23 protein-coding genes and 1 pseudogene are annotated in these 21,942 nt (G+C 62.0%); 8 read left to right on the top strand and 16 right to left on the bottom strand.

Translation table 11 applies throughout. The features are described from left to right. Positions 1–54 precede the first annotated feature (54 nt). On the bottom strand, positions 55–972 hold the full coding sequence (locus ATY76_RS28875; RefSeq protein WP_088678079.1) for a DMT family transporter: 918 nt from the start codon (positions 970–972) through the stop codon (positions 55–57). A 73-nt stretch (positions 973–1,045) separates the two neighbouring features. On the opposite strand from ATY76_RS28875, the gene ATY76_RS28870 reads away from it, so the two are divergent. Next, positions 1,046–1,975: a LysR substrate-binding domain-containing protein gene (locus ATY76_RS28870; protein ID WP_088678078.1), complete on the top strand. Its 930-nt coding sequence runs from the start codon at positions 1,046–1,048 to the stop codon at positions 1,973–1,975. Positions 1,976–1,989: 14 nt separating this feature from the next. Here ATY76_RS28870 and ATY76_RS28865 read toward each other — a convergent pair whose 3' ends face one another. Next, positions 1,990–2,457 carry a GNAT family N-acetyltransferase gene (locus ATY76_RS28865; protein WP_088678077.1) on the bottom strand — a complete coding sequence of 156 codons (468 nt, stop codon included), beginning with the start codon at positions 2,455–2,457 and terminating at the stop codon, positions 1,990–1,992. A gap of 87 nt (positions 2,458–2,544) precedes the next feature. Next, on the bottom strand, positions 2,545–3,066 hold the full coding sequence (locus ATY76_RS28860) for a DUF992 domain-containing protein (RefSeq protein ID WP_088678076.1): 522 nt from the start codon (positions 3,064–3,066) through the stop codon (positions 2,545–2,547). A 545-nt stretch (positions 3,067–3,611) separates the two neighbouring features. Between ATY76_RS28860 and ATY76_RS28855 the strand changes: the two genes are divergently transcribed. Together ATY76_RS28855 and ATY76_RS28850 are read left to right on the top strand one after the other, a co-directional pair. After that, positions 3,612–3,857, top strand: coding sequence for a hypothetical protein (locus tag ATY76_RS28855; protein WP_088678075.1), 246 nt, complete (start codon positions 3,612–3,614; stop codon positions 3,855–3,857). A 17-nt stretch (positions 3,858–3,874) separates the two neighbouring features. After that, positions 3,875–4,225 carry a hypothetical protein gene (locus ATY76_RS28850; RefSeq protein WP_088678074.1) on the top strand — a complete coding sequence of 117 codons (351 nt, stop codon included), beginning with the start codon at positions 3,875–3,877 and terminating at the stop codon, positions 4,223–4,225. A 51-nt stretch (positions 4,226–4,276) separates the two neighbouring features. On the opposite strand, the gene ATY76_RS28845 is transcribed toward ATY76_RS28850, so the two are convergent. The 3 genes and pseudogenes from ATY76_RS28845 to ATY76_RS28835 all read right to left on the bottom strand — a co-directional run bounded on the left by ATY76_RS28845 (position 4,277) and on the right by ATY76_RS28835 (position 6,859). Further along, complete coding sequence (locus ATY76_RS28845) at positions 4,277–4,441, bottom strand: DUF1328 domain-containing protein (RefSeq protein WP_003571841.1); 165 nt, start codon at positions 4,439–4,441, stop codon at positions 4,277–4,279. A 100-nt stretch (positions 4,442–4,541) separates the two neighbouring features. Then, positions 4,542–5,130: pseudogene (locus tag ATY76_RS28840) on the bottom strand (hypothetical protein). A gap of 106 nt (positions 5,131–5,236) precedes the next feature. Then, positions 5,237–6,859: an ABC-F family ATP-binding cassette domain-containing protein gene (locus tag ATY76_RS28835; RefSeq protein ID WP_088678072.1), complete on the bottom strand. Its 1,623-nt coding sequence runs from the start codon at positions 6,857–6,859 to the stop codon at positions 5,237–5,239. 139 nt (positions 6,860–6,998) lie between these two features. On the opposite strand from ATY76_RS28835, the gene ATY76_RS28830 reads away from it, so the two are divergent. Further along, entirely contained in the window at positions 6,999–7,328 is a 330-nt protein-coding gene (locus ATY76_RS28830) for a DUF6665 family protein (RefSeq protein ID WP_088678329.1), read from the top strand. A gap of 32 nt (positions 7,329–7,360) precedes the next feature. Here ATY76_RS28830 and ATY76_RS28825 read toward each other — a convergent pair whose 3' ends face one another. The 7 genes from ATY76_RS28825 to ATY76_RS28795 form a co-directional block, all read right to left on the bottom strand. After that, entirely contained in the window at positions 7,361–8,815 is a 1,455-nt protein-coding gene (locus ATY76_RS28825; protein WP_088678328.1) for a M20 family metallopeptidase, read from the bottom strand. 137 nt (positions 8,816–8,952) lie between these two features. After that, positions 8,953–10,497, bottom strand: a complete 1,545-nt coding sequence (locus ATY76_RS28820; protein WP_088678071.1) for an ABC transporter substrate-binding protein — start codon at positions 10,495–10,497, stop codon at positions 8,953–8,955. Between the two features lie 30 nt (positions 10,498–10,527). Further along, complete coding sequence (locus tag ATY76_RS28815) at positions 10,528–11,391, bottom strand: class A beta-lactamase-related serine hydrolase (protein WP_245310119.1); 864 nt, start codon at positions 11,389–11,391, stop codon at positions 10,528–10,530. Position 11,392: 1 nt separating this feature from the next. After that, positions 11,393–13,021: an ABC transporter ATP-binding protein gene (locus tag ATY76_RS28810; RefSeq protein WP_088678070.1), complete on the bottom strand. Its 1,629-nt coding sequence runs from the start codon at positions 13,019–13,021 to the stop codon at positions 11,393–11,395. Further along, positions 13,018–13,836 carry an ABC transporter permease gene (locus tag ATY76_RS28805; protein WP_088678069.1) on the bottom strand — a complete coding sequence of 273 codons (819 nt, stop codon included), beginning with the start codon at positions 13,834–13,836 and terminating at the stop codon, positions 13,018–13,020. Before ATY76_RS28805 ends, ATY76_RS28810 begins: the two co-directional genes overlap by 4 nt. Continuing rightward, positions 13,833–14,777 carry an ABC transporter permease gene (locus ATY76_RS28800; protein WP_088678068.1) on the bottom strand — a complete coding sequence of 315 codons (945 nt, stop codon included), beginning with the start codon at positions 14,775–14,777 and terminating at the stop codon, positions 13,833–13,835. The genes ATY76_RS28805 and ATY76_RS28800 overlap by 4 nt, the downstream gene beginning before the upstream one ends. Before the next feature lie 184 nt (positions 14,778–14,961). Further along, positions 14,962–15,864 carry a LysR family transcriptional regulator gene (locus ATY76_RS28795; protein ID WP_088678067.1) on the bottom strand — a complete coding sequence of 301 codons (903 nt, stop codon included), beginning with the start codon at positions 15,862–15,864 and terminating at the stop codon, positions 14,962–14,964. 216 nt (positions 15,865–16,080) lie between these two features. Between ATY76_RS28795 and ATY76_RS28790 the strand changes: the two genes are divergently transcribed. After that, a complete protein-coding gene (locus ATY76_RS28790) occupies positions 16,081–16,947 on the top strand; it encodes an aldose 1-epimerase family protein (protein ID WP_088678066.1) in 867 nt (288 codons plus the stop codon). 30 nt (positions 16,948–16,977) lie between these two features. Here the strand turns inward: ATY76_RS28790 and uxuA are convergent, their stop codons facing one another. Both uxuA and ATY76_RS28780 read right to left on the bottom strand, forming a co-directional pair. Next, a complete protein-coding gene (uxuA, locus tag ATY76_RS28785; protein WP_088678065.1) occupies positions 16,978–18,165 on the bottom strand; it encodes a mannonate dehydratase in 1,188 nt (395 codons plus the stop codon). A gap of 43 nt (positions 18,166–18,208) precedes the next feature. Further along, a complete protein-coding gene (locus ATY76_RS28780) occupies positions 18,209–18,931 on the bottom strand; it encodes a GntR family transcriptional regulator (protein ID WP_088678064.1) in 723 nt (240 codons plus the stop codon). A gap of 156 nt (positions 18,932–19,087) precedes the next feature. Here ATY76_RS28780 and ATY76_RS28775 point away from each other — a divergent pair, with 156 nt between their 5' ends. The 3 genes from ATY76_RS28775 (at position 19,088) to ATY76_RS28765 (ending at position 21,381) form a co-directional block, all read left to right on the top strand. Next, complete coding sequence (locus ATY76_RS28775; protein ID WP_088678063.1) at positions 19,088–19,489, top strand: DUF2934 domain-containing protein; 402 nt, start codon at positions 19,088–19,090, stop codon at positions 19,487–19,489. A 34-nt stretch (positions 19,490–19,523) separates the two neighbouring features. After that, positions 19,524–19,775, top strand: coding sequence for a hypothetical protein (locus ATY76_RS28770; protein ID WP_088678062.1), 252 nt, complete (start codon positions 19,524–19,526; stop codon positions 19,773–19,775). A 331-nt stretch (positions 19,776–20,106) separates the two neighbouring features. After that, positions 20,107–21,381: an O-antigen ligase family protein gene (locus ATY76_RS28765; protein ID WP_088678061.1), complete on the top strand. Its 1,275-nt coding sequence runs from the start codon at positions 20,107–20,109 to the stop codon at positions 21,379–21,381. Between the two features lie 28 nt (positions 21,382–21,409). Here the strand turns inward: ATY76_RS28765 and ATY76_RS28760 are convergent. After that, a partial coding sequence (locus ATY76_RS28760) for a polysaccharide biosynthesis protein (protein WP_190233750.1) occupies positions 21,410–21,942 on the bottom strand: 533 nt, incomplete at its 5' end.

Raw genomic sequence — 21,942 nt, 5'->3', positions numbered from 1 at the left:
CTATTTATCGGCGGCGAACTTTCGCCGCCGATTTTGGTGGTAGCGGCGCGGCCGTTACCGTTTCCGCATGACGTTGACCACGAGCACGCCGAGGATCGCCATGACGCCGCCGATCGCGCCGAGTGCCGTCGGCGTTTCGCCGAGCCAGACGAAGCCGATCAGCGTTGCGACCGGCGGAACCCCGTAAAGAAAATTCGAGGCGCGCGCGGCCGTCAGCCGCTTCAATGCGATGGCCCAGGTGAGATAACCGATCGCCGTCGGGAAGATGACGAGATAGGCGACGCCCCAGTTGACCTCCGCCGGTGCGGCGGCCAGCGCGCGGATCGTCGCCGGGACGGCGGGAAACAGCGGCACGGAGCCGATCAGCAGGATCCAGGCGGTGACGGCAAGCGCCGGCAGGCGGGCGAGCAACGGTTTTTGCAGCACGCTTGCGATCGCCGAGCAGAGCGCTGCGCCGAGGATCAGCACAGCGTTCGGATCGAGCTTGAAGCCGCCGTCCGAGGAGACCGCAATCAGCGCGACGCCGCCGAAGGAAACCGCGGTGCCCGCCCAGCCCCAGCGGCCGAAGCGCTCGCCGAGCGCGAATGTGGCAATGAGGGCGGTGAAGACCGGCATGGTATTGATGATGAAGCTGGCCGGTCCCGCCGCCACGGTCTGCTCGCCGGTGTTCAACAGAACCGCATAAGCGGCGATGAAGAGCACGGCAGCGACGGAGAGGCGGAAGAAATCGCGCTTTTCCGGCATCGGCCGATAGATAGTGAGATAGACAAGGGCGAGGACGCCGGCCGCCACATACCGCGCCGTCGCCAGTTCGATCGGCGTCAGCGGTCCAAGGCAGATGCGGATCACCACGAAGGAGGAAGCCCAGAAGAGAATGGTGACGACGATCGCCGCAAAGGCCACCAGATCGAATGCGCCTTGCTGTTTCGCCGAGACCGGTGTGCTTGCCGCCATGCTCATTTTCGCCTCCATCTGCGCGCGTGAGAATGAATTAGGCTTTCGATCCATGCTTGAAAAGCACCGCAATCGATGATCAAATGTGCGTATGGTTCACAGCTCACCAGTCCTTCCGCCCCTCGATACTCTCGAGACCTTTGCCCGCGCCGCCCGCCTCGGATCCTTTTCGGCCGCGGCCGAGGAAAGCGGCCTCACCCATGGCGCGGTGTCGCGGCAGGTTTCGCGGCTCGAGCGCTGGATGGGTGTGCGGCTGTTTGCGCGCGAAGCGCGCGGCGTGCGGCTGACGCCGGAGGGCATGCGGTTTTTCGCCCGCGCCGCGGAAGCGCTTTCCCTGCTCGGCAACACCGGCGAGCGCTGGCTGCCCCGGCCGAACAAGGCGGTGGTGCGCCTTTCGGTGACGCCTTCGGTGGCGTCGCTGTGGCTGTTCCCGCGTCTGGCGAAGCTCGAAGGAAACGAGCTGCATGTCGAACTGACACTCGAACATCGGCTGGCGGATTTCGGCGAAGGCACGGATCTCGCCATCCGTTGCGGCAAGGGTCCCTGGGCCGGCGTGCGCGCCCTGCCGCTGTGGCGGGAGAAATCCTTTCCCATAGCCGCGCCCGCACTGGCGAAGCAGCTCGGACAGCGCTCGGATGCCCTTTCGCTGCTCGACCTGCCGATCATTCACGATTCGAATATAGAAGGCTGGCGCCGCTGGCTCTCGCGTGAGGGTATCGATTATACGCCCCGCGGCCAGGACCGTCGCTTCGAGGACTATAATCTGGTGATGGATGCCTGTGCCCAGGGGCTCGGCATCGCGCTCGCCCGCCCTCCCCTATCGGATGCGGCGCTGGCCGCCGGGCGCGCCGTCGCGGTGTCGGAACGCACGCTCGAATCCCACGTGGCGTTCCACCTGATCCGGCCGGACGATGCGCTGCGGAGCCCGGCCATCGAATTTGCCGGCCGCTTTCTGCGCGAGGCCGGCCATGACGAGGAGACGATCGCCGCCTTCACCGCACCCGGCCGGGCGAAAGCCTAGCCGGACGGTGCCTGCTATTCCTCCAGAAGCTTCAGCCGCATTTCCTTGGCTATTTCGAAACCGACAGAGCGGTAAACGGGTTCGCCGGCATCCGAGGCATGGATGACAGCCGTCGTACAGCCGATCGATTTCAGGTAGCCGACAGCCGCTTTGGTCAACGCCAGCGCGATGCCGCGCCTGCGGAAGACGTCCTCGACATAGACGGACCAGATATAACCAAGCAGCCGCTGCTCCTCCCGGATGACTTCAGGAAAGGGCGATTGGTGCAGCTGGCAGGATACGGAACCGGCGATTTCACCGTCGATGACGGCCAGGAACGAGGCGAGGCGCCGCTCCGCGCGGCCGCTTCTGAGGAAAGACAAGATCCGCGCCGCCGCATCCGCCCTATAGTGCTCGGGCGGCGTGCCGTAACTGTCCCAGATCTTCAGATAATGCCCGGCCAGGATTTCGTCCTCATCGGGCGTTGCCATTCGAATATCCATTGGCGATCCGTTTGGGCGTGGAAGGAAATCAATTTCAAGAAGGGGGACGCCCCCGCCGCGCCGCGGCAGGGACGCGTCAAAGTCCTGTCAATTCGCCGGCGTCAGCGTCATCGATGCGCTGCCGGCGGCAACGTTGAGGCCGAGCTGGCCGGTGAGGCTGACCGTCTGCAGATGGATCGAGCCGGAAGTGCCGCCGACCAGGAGATTGGCGCCGACACCGGCGCCGACCGTCGCTTCCGCGCTGGCGCCAACATAGAGGCCCGCAAGCGATCCACGATGATAGCCGGCGGTCGGCGCGAAAACGCCCCAGATCAGGCGGCTGCGCGTGGTGAAGCCGAGATCGATGCCGAGCTTTCTGACTTCGCCGGTATAGTGATCGACGAGCTCGTTGCCGACAATCGACTGGAAGACGCAATCGGCTTCCTTGGACGAACCGAGCACATAGCCCGTGCCACCGCTGATATCGCAGGTGAGATAGCCGATCTTCACGCCATTGCGCAGATCCGGCTCTTCATATGTCCTGGTGACGGGGTCGGCGGCACCAGCCACCCCCGCGCCGACAAACGACAACGATACCGCGGCAAAAGCCGTCGCAAGAGTTTTGTTCATAAGTCTCTCCTTCTCAAATCGTGACGGGAATACCCGGCTGCCGGCACCGGATAACGGACGGGAACCGTAAACGATCCCAGATCGGCGCCGTTTTCGCGTCGCGTGTCAAAGCGCGGGAGGCGCAAGCGACAACCCTACGGTTTAGCGGCATTGGGACATTTCAAAGGCATATGCTACCCGCATACGCCATTTCACAATCTTGTCAGGAATGGTTGCAGGAAAGGCACATGCTGTTTCGCCGAGGATGCACCGGGCAGCAGCCGCGTCGAGCTGGGGTGATCGCATAGGTTGCCAGAGCTCATGTATAGCTGTAGTATTCCGTAAATTTCCTGCTGCACAGCAACAAATACGAAGAATCGAAATACCGATTCCCGGCATGACAACAGAATGTCCGGATGCTTTTCCGGGGTTCTGTTTCTGCTTCAGCAGCAATGCCGGCTGAAATTTGAGATGCATGTCAGATGATTATTTTGCTGGGGCCGGCTAACGGCACGCCCGCCGATTTCTATTGGAAATGGCGGTGCAGAGTTCATCGGGAGGGAAAAATGCGCAAACACACAACCATCATGCTGGCAGGATGCCTTGCGGTATCCGCCTGTCAATCCGGAACCACGTCTCAAGCCGTCTCGGACCGGAATTCCGAATTCGGCTGTATTGCCGGCACCGTCGGCGGCGCGATCGTCGGCGGCTTGATCGGCAGCACCATCGGGGCCGGCACCGGCCAGGTGCTCGCCATCGGCGCCGGCATCGGCGGCGGCGGTTTCGTTGGCAACCGCCTGGCTTGCAAATAAATCGTGGGGGTATAGCGATGAAGATCTTGGCTTTGGTAACGGCAGTCGCCCTGTTCCAATCCACCGGCGTGCTCGCCCAACAAGCCGCCTCGATGTATCAGGGGCAGATGGACAAGCTTGACGTCAATTCCAGCAAGACGGTCGATCGTTCCGAATACGAAGCCTTCATGGGCACGGCCTTCGGTAATCTCGACAAGAACAAAGACGGCAGCCTGCAATCCGGCGAGACGGTGCAGATCCTGACCGTCGAGCAATTCACCCTGACGGACGCCAACAAGGACGGCCGCATCAACAAGAGCGAATTTATACAGCGGGTTATGGCGGATTTCGCGACGGCGGATCGCGATCGGGACGGCAACCTCCAGTAAAGAAAAACCCGGCGATGGTTTCGCCGGGTTTTTATACTCTATCCGTCGGCACTATACTCTGCGCATAAAGCGCATGACGAGCGACACGACGAACAGCACCAGGAAAATAAAGAACAGAACCTGGGCAATGGAAGCTGAAGCCCCGGCGATGCCGCCAAATCCAAGGACGCCGGCAATCAAGGCCACAACGAGAAATACCAAAGCGTAGTAAAGCATCGCGATCTCCTCTTACGTTGCTGCTGGCATAACGGAGACCGCCCGCTTTTGGTTCCCTGCCCGCTCACGGACGGCACGGGGAGCGCCGCATCGGCTTTGCTCAGCCGAAATGAAAAACGCCGTCAAACATCCGGTCGCCCTCATTCGGCTCCGGAGGTTCTGCCGCTTCGAGATAGGCCTTGAGCGGGCCGGTCAGCACGAACCAGACGCTGGCACCCAGCATGAAGCAGGCTCCCACTGGATCATCGATCCGTGCGACGAAGGGGAGGCAGGCGGATGCGAACAGGACGATCAACCGGACCGACCACTCCGCCTCGCGTTTGGTGACGGCGCGTGCGCGCAAAGACTTATATTGCCGCGCGCCATAGGCGCTGCTGCCCGCCTTCATCGCCGAAAACAGCTTTCGCGCGGAAGGCAGCGCCAGCATGACCAGCGCGACGACGCTGAGCGCAAAAGCCCTGCCCGTCATAAATTGTCCGCTCGCGATGAGGAGGAAAGAGAGCACGGCCAGATTCCACGTCGGCTCCAGCAGCTCCGGCGGCTGGCGCGTGCGAATGTGCCAAGCCCGCAGCAAGCCCGCAGCCCCGTTCAATAACGGCTGATCGACATAACGATTGATCCAGTCCATGCTGCCCCGACCTGATTTGCCCCAAGAAGGGCCTGCAAACATCATGGAATTGGGTCATCATCGTGGCAGCCGCCGCACATCGGCGGAGAGTTGCCCTCTCCACACGAACTGGCCGCGGCTACTTTAATTCCTGTGTGAGTTCCCAGACATGTCCCGGAAAAAGATCGTCAGCTTCGCAGGCCGGGCGCCTCGTGGCCGGTGTGCGCCACATATTCCGTGTAGCCGCCGCCATATTGGTGAACACCTTCGGGCGTCAGCTCCAGCACGCGGTTCGAAAGCGCGGCGAGGAAATGCCGGTCGTGCGAGACGAAGAGCATGGTGCCCTCATATTGCGAGAGCGCCTTGATCAGCATTTCCTTGGTGTCGAGATCGAGGTGGTTCGTCGGCTCGTCGAGCACGAGCAGGTTCGGCGGGTCGAAGAGCATCATCGCCATGACCAGACGCGCCTTCTCGCCGCCGGAGAGCACCCGGCACCGCTTCTCGACATCGTCGCCGGAAAAGCCGAAACATCCGGCAAGCGCGCGCAAAGGCCCCTGCCCGGCCTGCGGAAACCGGTCTTCCAGCGATTGGAAGACGGTGCGCTCGCCGTCGAGGATATCCATGGCGTGCTGGGCGAAATAGCCCATCTTGACGCTGGCGCCGAGAGCGACGCTGCCCTGGTCAGGCGTGGTCGTGCCCGTCACCAGCTTCAAAAGCGTCGATTTGCCGGCGCCGTTGATGCCCATGATGCACCAGCGCTCGCGCCGCCGCACCATGAAATCCAGCCCCTCATAGATGCTTCGGCTGCCATATTTCTTGTGGACGCTCTTCAGGCTGACCACGTCCTCGCCGGAGCGCGGTGCCGGCTGGAATTCGAAAGCGACCGACTGCCGGCGCTTGGGCGGCTCCACCCGGTCGATCTTCTCCAGCTTCTTCACCCGGCTCTGTACCTGCGAGGCATGCGAAGCGCGCGCCTTAAACCGCTCGATGAACTTGATTTCCTTGGCAAGCATCGCCTGCTGGCGCTCGAACTGGGCTTGCTGCTGCTTCTCGTTCTGCGCCCGCTGCTGCTCGTAGAATTCATAGTCGCCGGAATAGGCCGTCAGTCCGCCGCCATCGATCTCGATGATCTTGTTGACGATGCGGTTCATGAACTCGCGGTCGTGCGAGGTCATCAGTAGCGCCCCTTCATAGCCCTTCAGAAATTCTTCGAGCCAGATCAGGCTTTCGAGATCGAGATGGTTGCTCGGTTCGTCGAGCAGCATGACGTCGGGACGCATCAGCAGAATGCGGGCAAGCGCCACGCGCATCTTCCAGCCGCCCGACAGCGCGCCGACATCGCCGTCCATCATTTCCTGGCTGAAGCTGAGGCCCGCAAGCACTTCGCGGGCGCGCCCTTCGAGCGCATAGCCGTCCAGTTCTTCGTAACGCGCCTGCACTTCGCCGTAACGCTCGATGATCTCCTCCATGTCGCCGGCCCTGTCAGGATCGGCCATGGCGGCTTCGAGTTCGCGCAATTCGGCGGCAACGATGCTGACAGGCCCGGCGCCGTTCATCACTTCGGCGACGGCGCTGTGGCCTGCCATTTCGCCGACATCCTGATTGAAGTAGCCGATGGTGACGCCCTTTTCGCAGGACACCTGTCCTTCGTCGGGCTGCTCTTCGCCGTTGATCATCCGGAAGATCGTCGTCTTGCCGGCGCCGTTCGGGCCGACGAGGCCGATCTTCTCGCCTTTGTTGAGGGCTGCCGATGCCTCGATGAAGAGGATCCGGTGGCTGAGTTGCTTGCTGATATTCTCGATACGAATCATGATGTGCGCGCAGGACCTGGAAAAGTTACCGCGCCCCTTACCACGCATGGAAACAGCGGGGTAGGCCCGTTCGACCCTCTCGATCTCGGCGGACGGATTGGATAATGTCGATGCCAGCGCTGAAAAGGAATTCGTGCCCATGAGCGTTCGTCCGCCGCAATCCTTCAGACAGCACCAGCAGAATGCCAACGGCTTCAACGTGCTCGAATACGAGCTGATGTCGGAACGCGCCGATGCGCTCGGGCGTCACGGGCTGAAAGTGGAAGCAGCGCTCGCCAGCCTGAAATCCTGGTCAGCCGAGCGCCAGAGCGCCGAAGAGCGTGAGCGGCTCGTCAATGAAGCCTCCGACGCCGTCTGGGCATTCTTCATCCAGCGCGAGATCTGCGGATTGCGGAACAACCGCGACGCCATTCAGCGCTACGGCATCCCGAACGAAGTGCTCGCGCGCTTGGGCGCGATGCGTAAATAGCAAATCGCGGTGTTGCTGCTGACTATGTCACCTCACCCGCGAGCATGCGCCTTTCCCGGCTTTACCGCCGCCGGTATGGGGCAGACATAGGCTCTTCCCTTCGTCTTGTCGCGCCATTCAGCCTTGGCCCGCGCCAGCAGGTCGGGAGAGGTCAGCAGTGACAAGCCGGTCGCCGCCAGCGTCTTTGCTGCATGCACCATCGCCTTGTGGGCGGCGGGGCTTCGCCCCTGCGCCACCACCTGCCAGGTATGCGGATTGGTGCCGATCGTCCAGGCAGGCGTCCAGCATTGCGCTGTCGGCACCACCCAGCTGACATCGCCGACATCCGTCGAGCCGGCGCGGAAATGCGACTGGCCCTCAAAATCGCGAAGACCGAGATGCAGCGGCGTCGAGCCGTCGATCGCCTGGTTGGAAAAGACGTCGCTTTTGATGTGGTAAAGGCGGATGCTGCTTTTGATCGCCTCCTCCGTAAAAGTGTTCTGGATCTTCTGCGCGAAATCGATATCGGCCTCGTCGAAGGGCACGGGCCCGAGCGTCACCATGTTCTCGTGCATCGCGCCTTCTAGCGTCAGATTGGGGAGAAGATTGGTGGAGGCGGTATCGAAGACGACCTCCACCTCGGTCTCGGTCATCATCGCCGCACCGCGCGCCACCTTCTCGACGCGTTCGGCAAGAGCCATCGCCTGCGCCATCTCGGGCGCGCGGATGAGATAGAGGGCTTCGGCCCTCGCCTGGACGACATTTGCCGCCCGGCCGCCGGTGTCGGTGATCGCATAATGCACGCGGCAGTCCGCAGGCATATGCTCGCGGAGGAAATTGACGCCGACATTCATAAGCTCGACCGCATCGAGCGCCGAACGGCCGAGATGGGCGCTGTTCGACGCGTGCGCGGCCAGCCCCTTGAACCGATAGTAATATTCGAGCACGGCAAGATTGTTGGTGGAACGCACGCCGTTGAAGGGCGCCGGATGCCAGGTCAGCGCCGCATCGACATCGTCGAAGGCGCCGGCGCGCACCATGAAAGTCTTGCCGGAGCCGCCCTCTTCGCCCGGGCAGCCGTAATAACGCACGGTTCCCGGCAGCCCCTTCTCTTCGAGATGCCTGGCGAGCGCGATCGCGGCGAGCAGCGAGCCGACGCCGAGCAGATTGTGGCCGCAGCCGTGACCGCTGTCATCCGGGGCGATCGGCCTTGCCTCGGCCACGTCAGCGACCTGGCTCATGCCGGCCAGCGCATCGAATTCGCCGAGAAAGGCGATCACCGGCTGGCCGCTGCCATATTCGCCGATGAAGGCCGTCTCCATCCCGGCGATCCCGCGCCTGAGATGAAAGCCGTTTTCCTCCAGCGTCGCCGCAAGCAGCTTGCTGGACCGATATTCGTCGAATTTCAGCTCGGCGAAATCCCAGATCTGATCGCTCAGCGCCGTGAATTCGGGCTTCATGCCCTCGATGACGGAGGCAAGGGTCAAGACGGCTTCTCTGTCGGGCATGGCATGTCCTCGATGCATCGCCGCTTCCCGCGGCGTCAAACGATCTGCTGCCGTCGGACCGAAGCCCGGCGGCATTGTCGAATTCCTTGGTTTTGAGCGTGTCGTCGCAAACCCGCGGCACGCTCTGGGCAACAGGCTCAGTCGTCGAGCGAGACTTCCCAGAGGCGGGCGTTCGACTGCCAGACCGGCTGGCCCTTCAGCTTCTTCGTCGCGCCCCAGACATCGACCATGTCGTAGAGAAAGATGCCGGGCATATCCTCAAGCATCAGCGTATGGAACTGATCGAAGATCGCCTGCCGCTTTTCCGGATCAATTTCGGCGTACGCGGCGTTCCGCAGTTCGATCGCCTTCGGATTGTCCCACATCAGCGATGCGTTCTTGTCCTTGTCGCCGACATAGAAGCTGTAGGCCAGAGCGGGGTCGAGACGCGGCGTTACCGACTGCGAGATGACCTGGTAGTTGCCGGACCGGCGCCGATCGACCTGCGTTGCATAGTCGAGGACCTCGATCTGCACATTGAGGCCCACCTGCTGCATCATGGCCTGCGCCATGACGGCGGCGGGGAAGCTCGGCACGTTGCCGCGCTTGTTGGCGATGATGGTGATCGGCTCGCCATTGTAGCCGGCCTCGGCAAGCTCCTTCTTCGCGGCTTCGAGATCATAGGGAAGGCGCTTCTTCTGCGTGTCGCTGAAATAGACCGAGTCCGTCGGCACCATCGAGCCATTGGCTTCGCCGGTCCCGTTCGAGGCCGCCGCCACGAGTTCATCGAGATCGAGCGCCTGCGCCATGGCGCGGCGCACGCCCGGCTTGCCGAGGACCGGATCGCGTGTCTGGATGTAGAACAGGTTCTTGCCGTTGTTGCGGGCGATGATCAGCTGAACCTTGTCGCTCGCCTTGAACTCCGGAATCAGGTCCGGTGAGATCTCCGCCGTATCGAGCACACCGGATTCGAGACCTGCCTTGACGGTCGAGGCATCGGGAATGACCATGAACTTGATGCCGTCGACCAGCGGCCGCTTGGAGCCGACCGCGCCGTCGGGTTTGCCGTCATTCGCCGGCGAGACGTAGTCGGCGAACTTCGTCAGATGAATATATTCGGCCTTCTTCCACTCATCCCATTTGAACGGACCGGTACCGATCGGCGCGACGAAGGTGCCGTCGGCGGCAACGGAGTCTTTCGAGATGATGCCGGTGTAGCCGCATTCCGGACGCGACATCAGGCCGAGGAAAACCGCCGAAGGCTTCTCCAGCACGATCTCGACGGTGGAGGCGTCGACGGCCTTGATGCCGGTGACGTGCACGACGCCGCTGCCGTTGAAATCATTGATGCAGGTCCACTTGGTCTTCGGGTCCATGTATCGGTTCCAGTTCCAGACGACGTCATCGGCGCTCAGCACCTTGCCATTGTGGAACTTCACGCCGTCACGCAGCTTGAACGTATAGGTCAGACCGTCGGCGGACATGTCGACGGTCTTGGCAAGAAGCGGCTTGACCTCGCCATTATTGGCATAGCCGACGAGACCTTCGACGATATGCAGGATGACATTGTCGGTGTTGCCGTCGCGGTTGACGCCGGGATTGCTGCTGCGCAGGTCGGAGCTTTGCGCCACGACGATATCGCGGGCTGCCGCCGTACCGGCCATGGTCAGCAGAATGGTGCTTGCAAGCAGGATTTTTCTCATTGTTCTACCCTCTTTCTGTTTATTGATCGATTATTGTTGGAACTCTTCCCAGCAGGCCCGGGCGAGACTGCCGATGGTTTCGAGTGCGATCGTGTAACCTGGCGTTCCGTCTTCCATCACCTGAGGAACCTGGTCGGTATAGGCGGCGAGGATGTAGAACGGTGCCCCGTCCCGGAAGACGATGCCGGTATCCATGCGCCCGCGCTTGCCGCGGCCGCCCTTGCTGGCGACGATGGTTTCGAACGGCAGCCGCGACGGGATGCCGTAGCGCAGCACCTGGTTTTTCAGCGTCTGCAGCGCGAAGGCGCAGAGCGCCTGCGAGCAGCCGAGCCTCGCTGCCGCATCTTCCGAAGTTTGCGCATCCAGGATTGTCTGCAGCAGCAAGACCTGATCGGCCGCGGTCGTCGTCGTGACCGCACCGAGCGCGTGATCGGGCGACAGCGCCAGCGGCGGAATCAGGAAGCGATGGTGCGTGCCGCTCATGCCCAGCGCCTTGCAGTAGCTGTCGACTTCCTCGAGCGTCAGGCGTTCGAACACCATCTTGGTGCAGACATTGTCGCTTAGCACCATCATGCCGGTGATGGCATCGCGCAGCGAAATGACGATACCGGGGGTCATGTAGCGGAAGATGCCGCTCGCCACTTCCTCGGCAAGACGCTTCTCGTAAACGATCTGCTCGTCGAGATCGAGGCGGCCGTCCTCGACCGCCTTCAATGCCGCCATCATGATCGAGGTCTTGCGCGTGCTTGCCGACGGCGTCTCCTCATCGGCGCCGCGGCCGATCGTTTCGCCGGTCAGAAGATTGCGCGCCATGAAGCGCGTAACGAAGGGCTGCGCATCGCAGATCGCATTCAGCCGCTTGGCGGCCCCGCTTGAATTCGTGCCCGTGTCCAACTCAGTTCTCCAGGCGCCATTTCAGTTTCACGCCGCCCTGCTCGTTCTGATCGAGAGCGGGAATTGCCGAAAGGAGACGGCGCGTATAGGCCTCCTTCGGACTGTCGAAGATCGTGTTGCGGTCGCCCTCTTCGATGATCCGGCCGTCCTGCATGACGACCACACGGTCGGCGATCTGTTCGACCACGCCGAGATCATGGCTGATGAAGAGGCAGGAGAAGCCGTAGCGCTTCTGAAGGTTCGAGAAGAGATCGAGCACCTGGGCGCGCACCGTCACGTCGAGCGCGGAAACCGGCTCGTCGGCGATCAGGAATTTCGGCCGCCGGGCGATGGCGCGGGCGATCGCGACGCGCTGACGCTGGCCGCCGGACAGCTCATGCGGATACCGCAAGGTATAATCGGCGCCGAGGCCGACTTCCTCCAGCGTTTCCAACGCGCGTTTTTTCTTAGCCGCGCCGTCGATGCCCGGCACCAGCCGCAGCGCCTCTTCGACGAGGGCTGCGATCGTCATGCGCGGATCGAGCGAGGAATAGGGATCCTGGAACACCATCTGGCAATTCAGCCGATAGTCGCGCCAGTCTGCATCACGCTCGCGGCCCTGGAAGAGGATCTGACCTCCGCTCTGATCGACGAGGCCGGCAATCGTGCGCCCGAGCGTCGTTTTGCCGGAGCCGGAACCGCCGACGAGCGCGACGACCTCGCCCTCGCGGATATCGATGCTGACGCCATGCAGCGCACGTTTCGGCGCCGCTTTCTTCAACAGCGATTTCCGGCCGGCATAATCGACGACGATATCGCGCGCCGACACCATCGGCGCGGTTGTGAGATCGATCGCGCGGGTCTCCCCGCGGAAGGGCAGCGAGGAGAGCAGTTTTTTCGTATAGGGATGGCGCGGCGCCTCGAGCAGTTGCTCGGTGGTTCCCTGTTCGACGATCGCGCCCTTTTCCATGACGACGATCCGGCTGGTATAGCGTGCCACCATCGGCAGATCGTGGCTGATGAGCAGGACAGCGGTGCCTTCGGCCCGCGTCAGCTCGACCAACAGTTCCATGACGTCGCGCTGGATGACGGCGTCGAGTGCCGTCGTCGGCTCGTCGGCGATCAGGAGCGCCGGCTTCAGCAGCATCACCGAAGCCAGCATGATACGTTGGCGCATACCGCCGGAGAATTCGTGCGGATAGGCCGGCAGCGCCCCTTCGGGATCGCGGATGCCGACGCGGGTGAGCATATCGAGAATGCGGCTGCGGCGTTCCTCCGGCGGCATCTTCGTGTGGAGGATCAGCCCTTCTTCAAGCTGCCGGCCGATCGTCATCGACGGATTGAGCGAGGTCATCGGCTCCTGAAAGACGACGCCGATTTCGGCGCCGCGCAATTGCCGCAGCGCGCTGTCGCTCATCGCCAGCACGTTGCGCCCCTTGTAGCTGACCGTGCCGCCCGTCACCCTGACGGCCGGTGGCAGGAGCGAGATCAGAGCGCGGGTCGCCAGCGTCTTGCCGGAGCCGCTTTCACCGACGATGCCGAAGATTTCCCCGGCTTCGATATCGAAGCTGACATCCCTGACGACATCGATGCCGCGATGGGCGACCTGGAGCGACAGGCCGCGGACGCTGAGAAGGCTTTCCTTGATCATTTCAGGCCTCTCATACGCGGATCGAGCTTGTCGCGGAGCGCGTCGCCCAGAAGGTTGATACCGAGAAGGGTGAGCGCGATGCAGAGACCGGGGAAGAGCCCGAGCCAAACCGCCTGCTCGATGAAAGGCCGGCCGGCCGCCAGCATATTGCCCCAGGTCGGCGCCGGCGGCGGCACGCCGAGGCCGAGGAAGCTGAGCGCGCTTTCCGAGAGGATCGCCCAGCCGAACATGGAGGTGGAGAGAACCGTGATCGGCGCCAGGCAGTTCGGCAGGATATGGCGGGCCATCGTATAGATCTCGCCATTGCCCATCACCTTGGATGCCTCGATGAATTCGCGCTCACGCAGCGACAGCACCGCACCACGCACCACACGCGCCATCGACGGCGTATAGGCGATGCCGAGCGCGAAGATGATACCGTATTGGTTGGCGCCGAAGACGGCGAGCAGGCCGAGCGCCAGCAGGATGCCGGGAAAGGCGAGCTGCGCATTGTTGATCGCCATGATGACGGCATCGACCCAGCCACGCGCATAGCCGCTGATGATGCCGATTACCGTTCCGCAGATTGCAGCGAAGGCAACCGTGAGGAAACCGATCCAGACGCTGGCGCGGGCGCCAACCATCAAGCGGCTCAGCACGTCGCGGCCGAATTCATCGGTGCCGAGCCAATGGGCCGCGTCGGGAGCGGCAAGACGGGCGGTGAAGCTCAGCTTCATCGGATCGTAAGGGGTCCAGAAGAAGCCTGTTGCGGCGGTGGCGAGAAGTGCGGCGATCAGCAGGCCGCCGATGAGGCCGTTCAGAGTGAGGTTTCTCATTCTGCCACCACGCGCGGATCGAAGAGCGGATAGAGCAGGTCGACAATCAGGTTGACCAGCACATAGGAGATCGCGACGAAAAGCAGGCAGCCCTGGATGACCGGGTAGTCACGCGCGAAAATGCTGTCGACCATCAGCCGGCCGAGACCCGGAATGGTGAAAACCGTTTCGATGACGGCGATGCCGCCGAGCAGATTGCCGAGAATGAGGCCGATCATCGTCCAGGTCGGGCCGAATGCATTCTTGAACGCGTGTTTCCAGAGCACGGCGCTTTCCGACAGCCCCTTGGCGCGGGCATGGGTGATGTAATCGAGCCGCAGCACTTCCAGCGTCGAGGCGCGCGCCATCCGGATGAGCACGCCCATCTCATGGATGACGAGCGTCATGATCGGCAGGACGAGATAGATCAGGCCGCCCCAGAAATTGCTGCCGATGGAGACGTAGCCCAGCACCGGCAGCCAGCCGAGCTTCAGGCCGAACAGCAGAAGCAGCAGCAGGCCGAGCCAGAAAGTCGGGATCGACAGCAGCACGGTCGCCGTGCCCACCAACGCGAGATCGGTGATGCTGTTCTGCCGCCAGGCGGCGATGACGCCGGCGGGAACGGCAATGAGGCTCGCAAGCGCAACGGCGATCAGGACGATCTCGGCGCTGATCATGAAACGCGCGGCAACCAGCGGCAGGACCGGCTCGTTATTGACGATCGAACGGCCGAAATCGCCGGTCAGCACGTTTTCGCTCCAGATCAGGAATTGCTGCGGGATCGACTTGTCGAGCCCGAGTTCGGAGCGCATGGCGGCGATCTGTTCCGGCTCGGCCATATCGCCGAGCATCAGCGCGGCGGGATCGCCGGGAATGAAACGAATGAGCGCGAAGACGGTGATCGAAACGATCACCACTGTCGGCAGCGCCATGAGAAGGCGGTTGATAATGAATCTGAGCATCAGTTCCCCTGGAACATGGTTGGCGGCGATCCGCCGCTTTCATGCGTTTGTTTTGCGAGAACTATGATGGATTTGAGAAATACCTGCAATATTATGCAGTTTCGTCATACCCCTATGCAGAAGCGGACGAAGCATTTCGGCTCCGCAGCTTGTGCGGACGAAGCTTATCCCACTCGTTTTGCTGTTATTTCTGCGATAGGGCGATCTGGCGTTTCAACGCGTCCATCAGCGCTTGCGCGGCAAGCGACGGCGGCTGGCCGGCCGGCTTGGCCAGACCGAACTCCTGCGTCGACTGCGGCACGAAGGGCCGCTGGACGACCGGCAGGTGACGGTAAAGGTTGGCGTAGAAGCTGCTGAGGATGGCGACGCCCAGGCCGTGGGCGGCATAGGCGCAGGCCGAACTGTTGGTATGCGTCTCGATCTTGACGTTCTGTTTCACCCCTGCCCGTTTGAAGACCTGGTCGAGCAGCATGCGCGTCGGCCGCTGGCGGCCGATCAGGATCAGCGGAATATTGCGCAGATCCTTCGGCGCGATCTCGTTCAGTTCCGCGAGAGGGTGGTCCTTCTGGATGACACAGACGCTGACACCGGTGGCGACCGGCTCCATCTCGATGCCCGGTCCCGTTTCGCCTTCATAACGCAGGAAACCGAAATCGATGATGCGCTGCTCCACCAGCCTCGTGATCGCAGTCGTCGTCTCGAAGAAGGTTTCGATGCGGACGCCGGGAAAATCCTTTGCGTAATCGACGAGCATTGCCGGCGCGAAATCCTCCCACATGCTGCTCGGCAGGCCGATCCTGACGACCTCAGGACCGGCCGCACCGGTGCGTAGATCCTCTGCCAGACCGGAGAAGCGGTCGATGCCGAGAAGGATATTCTCGGCGTCCCGCGCCAAGATCAGCGCTTCCGGCGTCGGGATCAGCCGTCCTTTTTCACGCGCGAACAGCGTAAGCGAGAGATCGGTTTCGAGTTGCTGCAGAAGGCGGCTGACGCCGGACTGGCTGAGCCCCATGCTCTTTGCCGCGGCAATCGTCGATCCGGTCGCCAGCAGCGTTCGCAGCACCTCCAATTGTCTGAAGTTCGTCAAACCCGCCGCCTTTCGAAACGATGATCAATGATATGGTTAGTTGTCCGATCGGCGGATGAAAAGCACAAAACCCTCATTCGCTTCCGGACGGCGAGAGCTTGAACAAGCCGGAGAAATATTGACGCCAATCACCGCCCCGCCTTTCCCGAACAGGTAGAAATTCCCGACGCGGAAAGATATGGCTTTGATACCGAACCAGCGTGAAGGGGAATTGCGATGCCAAGCTCAATCCGGATCGGCAACCAGGATCTCACTGTTGACGTCTCCTCGCTCGGCGCCGAGATGCAGGCGCTCACCACCAGCGACGGACGCTCCTGGCTATGGACGGGCGACGCGGCCTTTTGGACAGGGCGCGCGCCGATCCTGTTTCCGATCGTCGGCAAGGCGCCCGACGACAAAGTCGCGATCGACGGCACGGTCTACCCGATGGCACAGCACGGCTTTGCCCGGCGCAGCGAATTTACCCTTGCAAGCTCCACGGCGACGACATGCCGGCACGAGCTGGCCGCATCTGAAGCCACCCGGGCGGTCTATCCGTTCGATTTTCTCCTCGCCGTCGAACATGCGATCGAGGGCAGCGCCTTGACTGTCACGGCGGAAGTTACCAATCGCGACCAGAAACCGATGCCCTTCGGGTTCGGCTTCCATCCGGCTTTCGTCTGGCCGCTGCCTCATGCGTCCGGGCGCGCCCACACGGTCACGCTGGACAATGAGGGTGAGCCGGAGCTCGTGCGGCTGGAGGGCGGTCTCATCGATCCGGCGCCGCTGCCCTCACCCTTCGACAGAGGCCGGCTGGTGCTGGATCACGCTATGTTCGAGAAGGACGCGATGATCTTCCCGAAAGGCGCGGGCGAAGGGCTGCGCTACCGCGCCGAAGGCGGGCCGAGCCTGCGGTTCCGTTTCGACAACTTGCCCAATCTTGCTCTGTGGACCAAGCCGGGCGCGCCCTTCATCTGCGTCGAGCCATGGCATGGAACGGCCGCGGAAGCCGGAGCCTCGAGCGAGCTGTCGCGACGGCCGTATACCAACATATTGTCGCCCGGCGCGACGGCGCGCTTCGGCTTCACCGTCGAGATTTCGTAGCAGCGCCAGCGGCTGGCGCGCCGCGGACCGTCAGGTCGGCGGAGCGCCGAGCGCATGCATGATGCCACGAAGCTCCGCAAGGCCGCGCATACGGCCGATGGCGGGATAGCCTGGCGTGACCGTCTTGTCGAGATCATCGAGCATGCGGTGGCCATGGTCCGAGCGGAAGACGATGGTATCTTCGGAACCGCGGCGGCCGTCTTCGGCAACCAGTTCCCTGAGAACCGCGACCATATCGACGTCGCCTTCGAGGTGCGCACTTTCGTGGAAGGTCCGGCCGTCGCCTTCGCGGGTCGTGGCGCGCAGATGGGCGAAATGGATGCGCGACGCGAAGCGCCGGGCGATTGCCGGCAGGTCGTTGTCGGCCCGCACGCCAAGGCTCCCGGTGCAGTAACACATGCCATTCGCCACCGACGGCACCGCATCGAAGAGAGCCGCATAGTCATCGGCGGTCGATGCGATGCGGGGGAGGCCGAACAGCGAGCGCGGCGGATCGTCGGGATGCAGCGTCAGCTTGACGCCGCGCGCTTCGGCAGCCGGCGTCACCGCCTCCAGGAATTCGATTAGGTGCTGGCGCAGCCTTGCGGCATCGATGCCGCTATAGGCGACCAGTTTCTCCCGGAAAGCCGGGATGGTCAGGGGTTCGGTGGTCGAACCAGGCAGGGCCGAAGTGATGATGCGGGTGATCTCGGCAATCTCCTCCTCCGACATGGTCTCGAAGACAGCCCGCGCCCGCTCACGGTCTTGCTCGGAATATTGCCGGGCTGCATCTGGCCGTTCCAGAATGAAGAGATCGAAGGCCGCGAAACGTTCATGATCGAAGCGCATGGCGGTGGCCCCTGTCGGCGTCACGAAATCGAGTTCGGTGCGCGTCCAGTCCACGACAGGCATGAAATTATAGCAGACGATCGGAATGCCGCAGGCAGCGACCGCTTCGAGGCTGGCGATCCACGCCTCGATTTCGGCCTTCGCCTCCCCGCCCTTGCGCTTGACCGCGTCAGGAATCGGGATGCTTTCCACGACCGACCAGATAAGCGGCGAACGGCCGGCAGGCGTCGTCTCGATCAAAGACTGCCGCTCGCGCACTTCCTTCTCTGTCCAGGCCCTGCCGATCGGCACCTGGTGCAGCGATGACACGATGTTGGTCGCGCCCGTCTGGCGGACGTCATCCAGCGTTACCGGCGCTTCCGGCCCGAACCATCTCCAACCTTGCCTCATCCTTCTTCCTTCCTCGCCTTTTCGTTTCCTGTTTGGACTGCCGTCAGCAGAAATAATCGGGGTAGCGCGAGCGCAATTCATCGACGTCAGGGATGACGGCGCTCAAGTGATGGATCATCGCCTCGCGTGCCGCCGCCGCATCATGTGCGACGAGCGCATCGCGGATGATGGTGTGTTCGTGCACCACATTGCCCATACGCCCGAGCGCCGGCAGCGCCAGCCGCCGCGCCCGGTCGATCTGCACCTTGACGGTCTTCAGGAGTCCCCAGATGCCGGGATAGCCCGATATCTGCGCGATCGCCTCGTGAAAGGCCTCGTCGTCCTCATGGAAGCTCACGACATCATCGGCCGCGGCATGCGCATGCTGACGGGCGATGATAGCATCAAGGCGGGCGATATCGGCAGGGGTTGCGGTCTGAGCCGCCATCTCGACGGTCGTGCCTTCGAGTGCCTTGCGCACGACGACCGCTTCGGGGATCACTGAGACCGGCACGCGCGATACGACGGTGCCCGATTGCGGAAAGATATCGACCAGTCCGCCTTCGGAAAGCCTCAGCAGGGCCTCGCGCACCGGCGTGCGGCTGACGCCGAATTCTTCCGCGATCCGCTTTTCCTGCAGCAGCATGCCGGGCCGCATCCGGAGCGAGACGATGTCGGCGTGCAGGCGCTCGTAGATGACGCCAGCCGCGGTAACGCGGCGCAGCCGGCCGCCAAGCTCTTGAAACGATGGCGGTACGAAGACCTGGGTTTCTGCTGTCTGCCGCATGAGGGATACCAGTATGCCGACGCTCTCTGGCATACTAGTATATCAGTTATAATGCCTTGCCAAGGTGTGCTGTGCTCGGCATCGACGTGGCGGAAATGCATTCTTGCAGGGAACTTAGATCAGCCGACTTGGTTGTGTTTTCCCAAGGAGATGTTCATGAAAAACCCAGCACGACGCAAGACGAACGGAAGTGCGACCAACGGCGCCGAGGCGCAAACTTCAGCCGCGACGGATGCGCGCAGACCAAAGACGGCGCGGCGAACCGCAAGCGTAGCCGACGATCGGAGCCGGCCGCAGACCACCAGCCGCGAGGACGAAATCCGGAAACGCGCCTATTCCCTGTGGGAAAGGGAAGGCAGGCCGGAGGGAAGACAGGCGCATCACTGGAGCCTGGCTGAGCATGAACTCGATGCGCAGTGGAGCGAAGCCGATAATCCTCCAAAGCTCGAAGCCCTGCGCGAGGCCTCGCGCCAGCATGCCGATACCTTCCTCGTGAAGACGGATCTCGAAGACGCTGATCAACGCGAAGCCTCACCCGGCACACGCGAGCAGGACTGAAAAATTCCCCCGAGTAATTGAGGAAGGTCCCGACATGGCCGACAAACAAGATTTGAACGCGGGATTCACCGGCACACCCGTCGAGCAGCCGGAGGGATTGGCCAAGGCTGCCCGATCGGCGGCCAGCGGCGTGAAACGTGAGGTCTATGCAGTCACCTCAGGCGCTAGAGACCATCCGCACACAGCAAGCGCATTGCTGCTCAGTATCGGCTTTGTCGCATTCGGTCTCGGCTATCTCCTGGGCCGATCATCAGCGGAAAGCCCGGCGCGCTCCTATTGGCGATAGCGGCAGGCACCAACCAAGTGGCGGTGCAGTCGATTGAGTGTATCGCCCACCCATCATGCGCTCTAATGGCGTTTTTCCGAACGCGGAATCACGACGCTTGACGATAAAGCCTCGCAGCAAGTTCGCACCTCAAACGTGTTTTCTTGTCGTGTCGGCTTGACCATCGCAGAACATTGCGGCTGATCATCGGGTAAGACGAGGAAGCATCAGGCTTTGCTGTTGCCAGAATACGACAGTGAGGAAAGCAGGGGTTTTGCCTGCCCTCACAGCTTGACAGCGGTGACAACGGTCCTTAGCGAGGCTGGATTAGCGACACCTCAGGATCAGCAAAGTGAATTACTTCAGGCAACTCGTGATTGCGATACTTCATCCCGGAAACGGGTCGGGAAGCACGCTTGATCGAACCAACGGCATTGCGGTCTTTCTCTTTGCAATCCTGCCCGGCCTTTCGCCCAATTTTAACTCGTTCATCCTCCTCGGGTCGATGATATCGGGCCTCTATCTTCTGACGACGGCCCGCTTTCCACTGAATCTGTCGAAATCCGACCGACTGGTTGCCATTTGCATGACGATCTACCCGGTGGTGATGATCGTCAGCATATTCGTCAATCCGCCTTTCTCCGAAGAGCTGAATTGGATTTTCCGTCTCCTGCCTTTCTTTTCGATCTGGCTGATTTTGCCGCGTATGCGCCAATCTCCCGATGGCCGCCTCGTGCCGCTCTTTATCCTGGGTGCCGGCCTCGGCATGATCGTGACCTTTATTTTCAGCCTGCTTCAGGTCCTGTTCCTGATGCCTAGGGCGGAAGCGGGTACCTCGAACGCCGCACTGCTCGGCGTTATTGGGGTTCTTTTCGGCAGCGTCGCGCTTCTCAACATCCATTCGCCCAAAAGCATGGAGCAAAAAATCGCGATCCTGGGATATGCGGCAGGCCTAGGTTGCGCGCTGCTCTCCGGAACGCGCTCGGCCTGGCTGGTCATTCCCGTGCACGTCGTGATCTTCCTGTGGTATTTTCCCAAGCACCGCTTTCATGTGAGTTTGCGCAGCGTGGCCATCACCGGCACCGTGCTGTTGCTGGGGCTTCTTGCTCTCGGCAGCGACCAGGTCGTCTATCGCGTCCGCGAACTCCAGAACAATCTTTCGTCGCTTGAAAGCGCTCATGGCGATATCACATCGCTGAGCGCGCGGGTCGCCCTCTACAAAGGCGCACTATCGGCCATCGTCAAGGATCCGTTTACCGGTTATGGCCCGCAAAACAGAATGGCGGCGGTGCTGGCGGAGGTCCCCGAAAGCATCAGGCCGCAGCTTCCCTATTCGCATGTTCATAACGGTTTTCTAACCGCGGGAATTGACGCAGGCATCGTCGGCATCGCCGCACTTTCGCTGCTGCTCCTGACACCTTTGATCGCTGCCTGGAAAAAGGAGCCCGGGCCGGGCCGCGACCTCGCCGTCGCGATCGCCCTTCTGTTGATCAGCAGCTACGTTATAACGGGCAGCTTCGGCATCATGTTCAACCAAAAGGCATTGGATCCGATCTTCGCCTATATGGTCGCGCTCATTTGCGCGGATCGCGGCAGCACGCGATTTGCGCCCGTCGTTCGAAGCTGATTTCCGCCACCTGGGCGTCGGCGGAGTTTCAGGCCGCCGTAATGGTTTCGGCGCCGGTGAAGGCCAGATCCGAAACCTCGCCCGTCGATGAATAGCCGGAAACGAGTTCCGCCAAGGCCACGCGCGCCGCGATCATATCGTTGCGATCCAGCGCCGCGTTGAGCGAGTTCAGCCTCTTTGAAAGCTCCGGCCAGGACAGAAAATCCTCGCGCGCCTTCATGATCCGGGGATGTTCCGTCGTTTCGGGATTATCGCCGATCAGCAGTTCTTCATAGAGCTTCTCGCCGGGCCTGAGGCCGGTAACGGCAAGCTCGATATCCCCTTCGGGATTATCCTCGTGGCGCACGGTCAGGCCGGAAAGCTCCACCATCTTGCGGGCAAGATCGGCGATGCGGACAGGCTCTCCCATATCCAGCAGGAAAACATCCCCGCCGTCCGCCATTGCGCCCGCCTGGATGACGAGCTGCGAGGCCTCCGAAATCGTCATGAAGTAGCGGGTGATATCGGGATGCGTCAGCGTCACCGGGCCGCCTTCCTTGATCTGCTGCCGGAACAGCGGCA

Origin of the sequence: Rhizobium sp. R339, assembly GCF_002211395.1 — a bacterium.
Lineage (GTDB): Bacteria > Pseudomonadota > Alphaproteobacteria > Rhizobiales > Rhizobiaceae > Rhizobium.
The sequence above is the reverse complement of the archived record's forward strand: the minus strand, read 5'-3'. Positions and strand labels throughout refer to the sequence as shown.

Excerpts from the sequence above, each read along its gene's own strand:
- ATY76_RS28770 (WP_088678062.1), top strand. The coding sequence starts at position 19,524 with ATGGCCGACAAACAAGATTTGAACGCGGGATTCACCGGCACACCCGTC.
- ATY76_RS28875 (WP_088678079.1), bottom strand. The coding sequence starts at position 972 with ATGGAGGCGAAAATGAGCATGGCGGCAAGCACACCGGTCTCGGCGAAA.
- ATY76_RS28870 (WP_088678078.1), top strand. The coding sequence starts at position 1,046 with ATGGTTCACAGCTCACCAGTCCTTCCGCCCCTCGATACTCTCGAGACC.
- uxuA (WP_088678065.1), bottom strand. The coding sequence starts at position 18,165 with ATGAGGCAAGGTTGGAGATGGTTCGGGCCGGAAGCGCCGGTAACGCTG.
- ATY76_RS28865 (WP_088678077.1), bottom strand. The coding sequence starts at position 2,457 with ATGGATATTCGAATGGCAACGCCCGATGAGGACGAAATCCTGGCCGGG.
- ATY76_RS28820 (WP_088678071.1), bottom strand. The coding sequence starts at position 10,497 with ATGAGAAAAATCCTGCTTGCAAGCACCATTCTGCTGACCATGGCCGGT.
- ATY76_RS28780 (WP_088678064.1), bottom strand. The coding sequence starts at position 18,931 with ATGCGGCAGACAGCAGAAACCCAGGTCTTCGTACCGCCATCGTTTCAA.
- ATY76_RS28860 (WP_088678076.1), bottom strand. The coding sequence starts at position 3,066 with ATGAACAAAACTCTTGCGACGGCTTTTGCCGCGGTATCGTTGTCGTTT.
- ATY76_RS28805 (WP_088678069.1), bottom strand. The coding sequence starts at position 13,836 with ATGAGAAACCTCACTCTGAACGGCCTCATCGGCGGCCTGCTGATCGCC.
- ATY76_RS28810 (WP_088678070.1), bottom strand. The coding sequence starts at position 13,021 with ATGATCAAGGAAAGCCTTCTCAGCGTCCGCGGCCTGTCGCTCCAGGTC.
- ATY76_RS28830 (WP_088678329.1), top strand. The coding sequence starts at position 6,999 with ATGAGCGTTCGTCCGCCGCAATCCTTCAGACAGCACCAGCAGAATGCC.
- ATY76_RS28775 (WP_088678063.1), top strand. The coding sequence starts at position 19,088 with ATGAAAAACCCAGCACGACGCAAGACGAACGGAAGTGCGACCAACGGC.
- ATY76_RS28845 (WP_003571841.1), bottom strand. The coding sequence starts at position 4,441 with ATGCTTTACTACGCTTTGGTATTTCTCGTTGTGGCCTTGATTGCCGGC.
- ATY76_RS28835 (WP_088678072.1), bottom strand. The coding sequence starts at position 6,859 with ATGATTCGTATCGAGAATATCAGCAAGCAACTCAGCCACCGGATCCTC.
- ATY76_RS28800 (WP_088678068.1), bottom strand. The coding sequence starts at position 14,777 with ATGCTCAGATTCATTATCAACCGCCTTCTCATGGCGCTGCCGACAGTG.
- ATY76_RS28790 (WP_088678066.1), top strand. The coding sequence starts at position 16,081 with ATGCCAAGCTCAATCCGGATCGGCAACCAGGATCTCACTGTTGACGTC.
- ATY76_RS28850 (WP_088678074.1), top strand. The coding sequence starts at position 3,875 with ATGAAGATCTTGGCTTTGGTAACGGCAGTCGCCCTGTTCCAATCCACC.
- ATY76_RS28825 (WP_088678328.1), bottom strand. The coding sequence starts at position 8,815 with ATGCCCGACAGAGAAGCCGTCTTGACCCTTGCCTCCGTCATCGAGGGC.
- ATY76_RS28855 (WP_088678075.1), top strand. The coding sequence starts at position 3,612 with ATGCGCAAACACACAACCATCATGCTGGCAGGATGCCTTGCGGTATCC.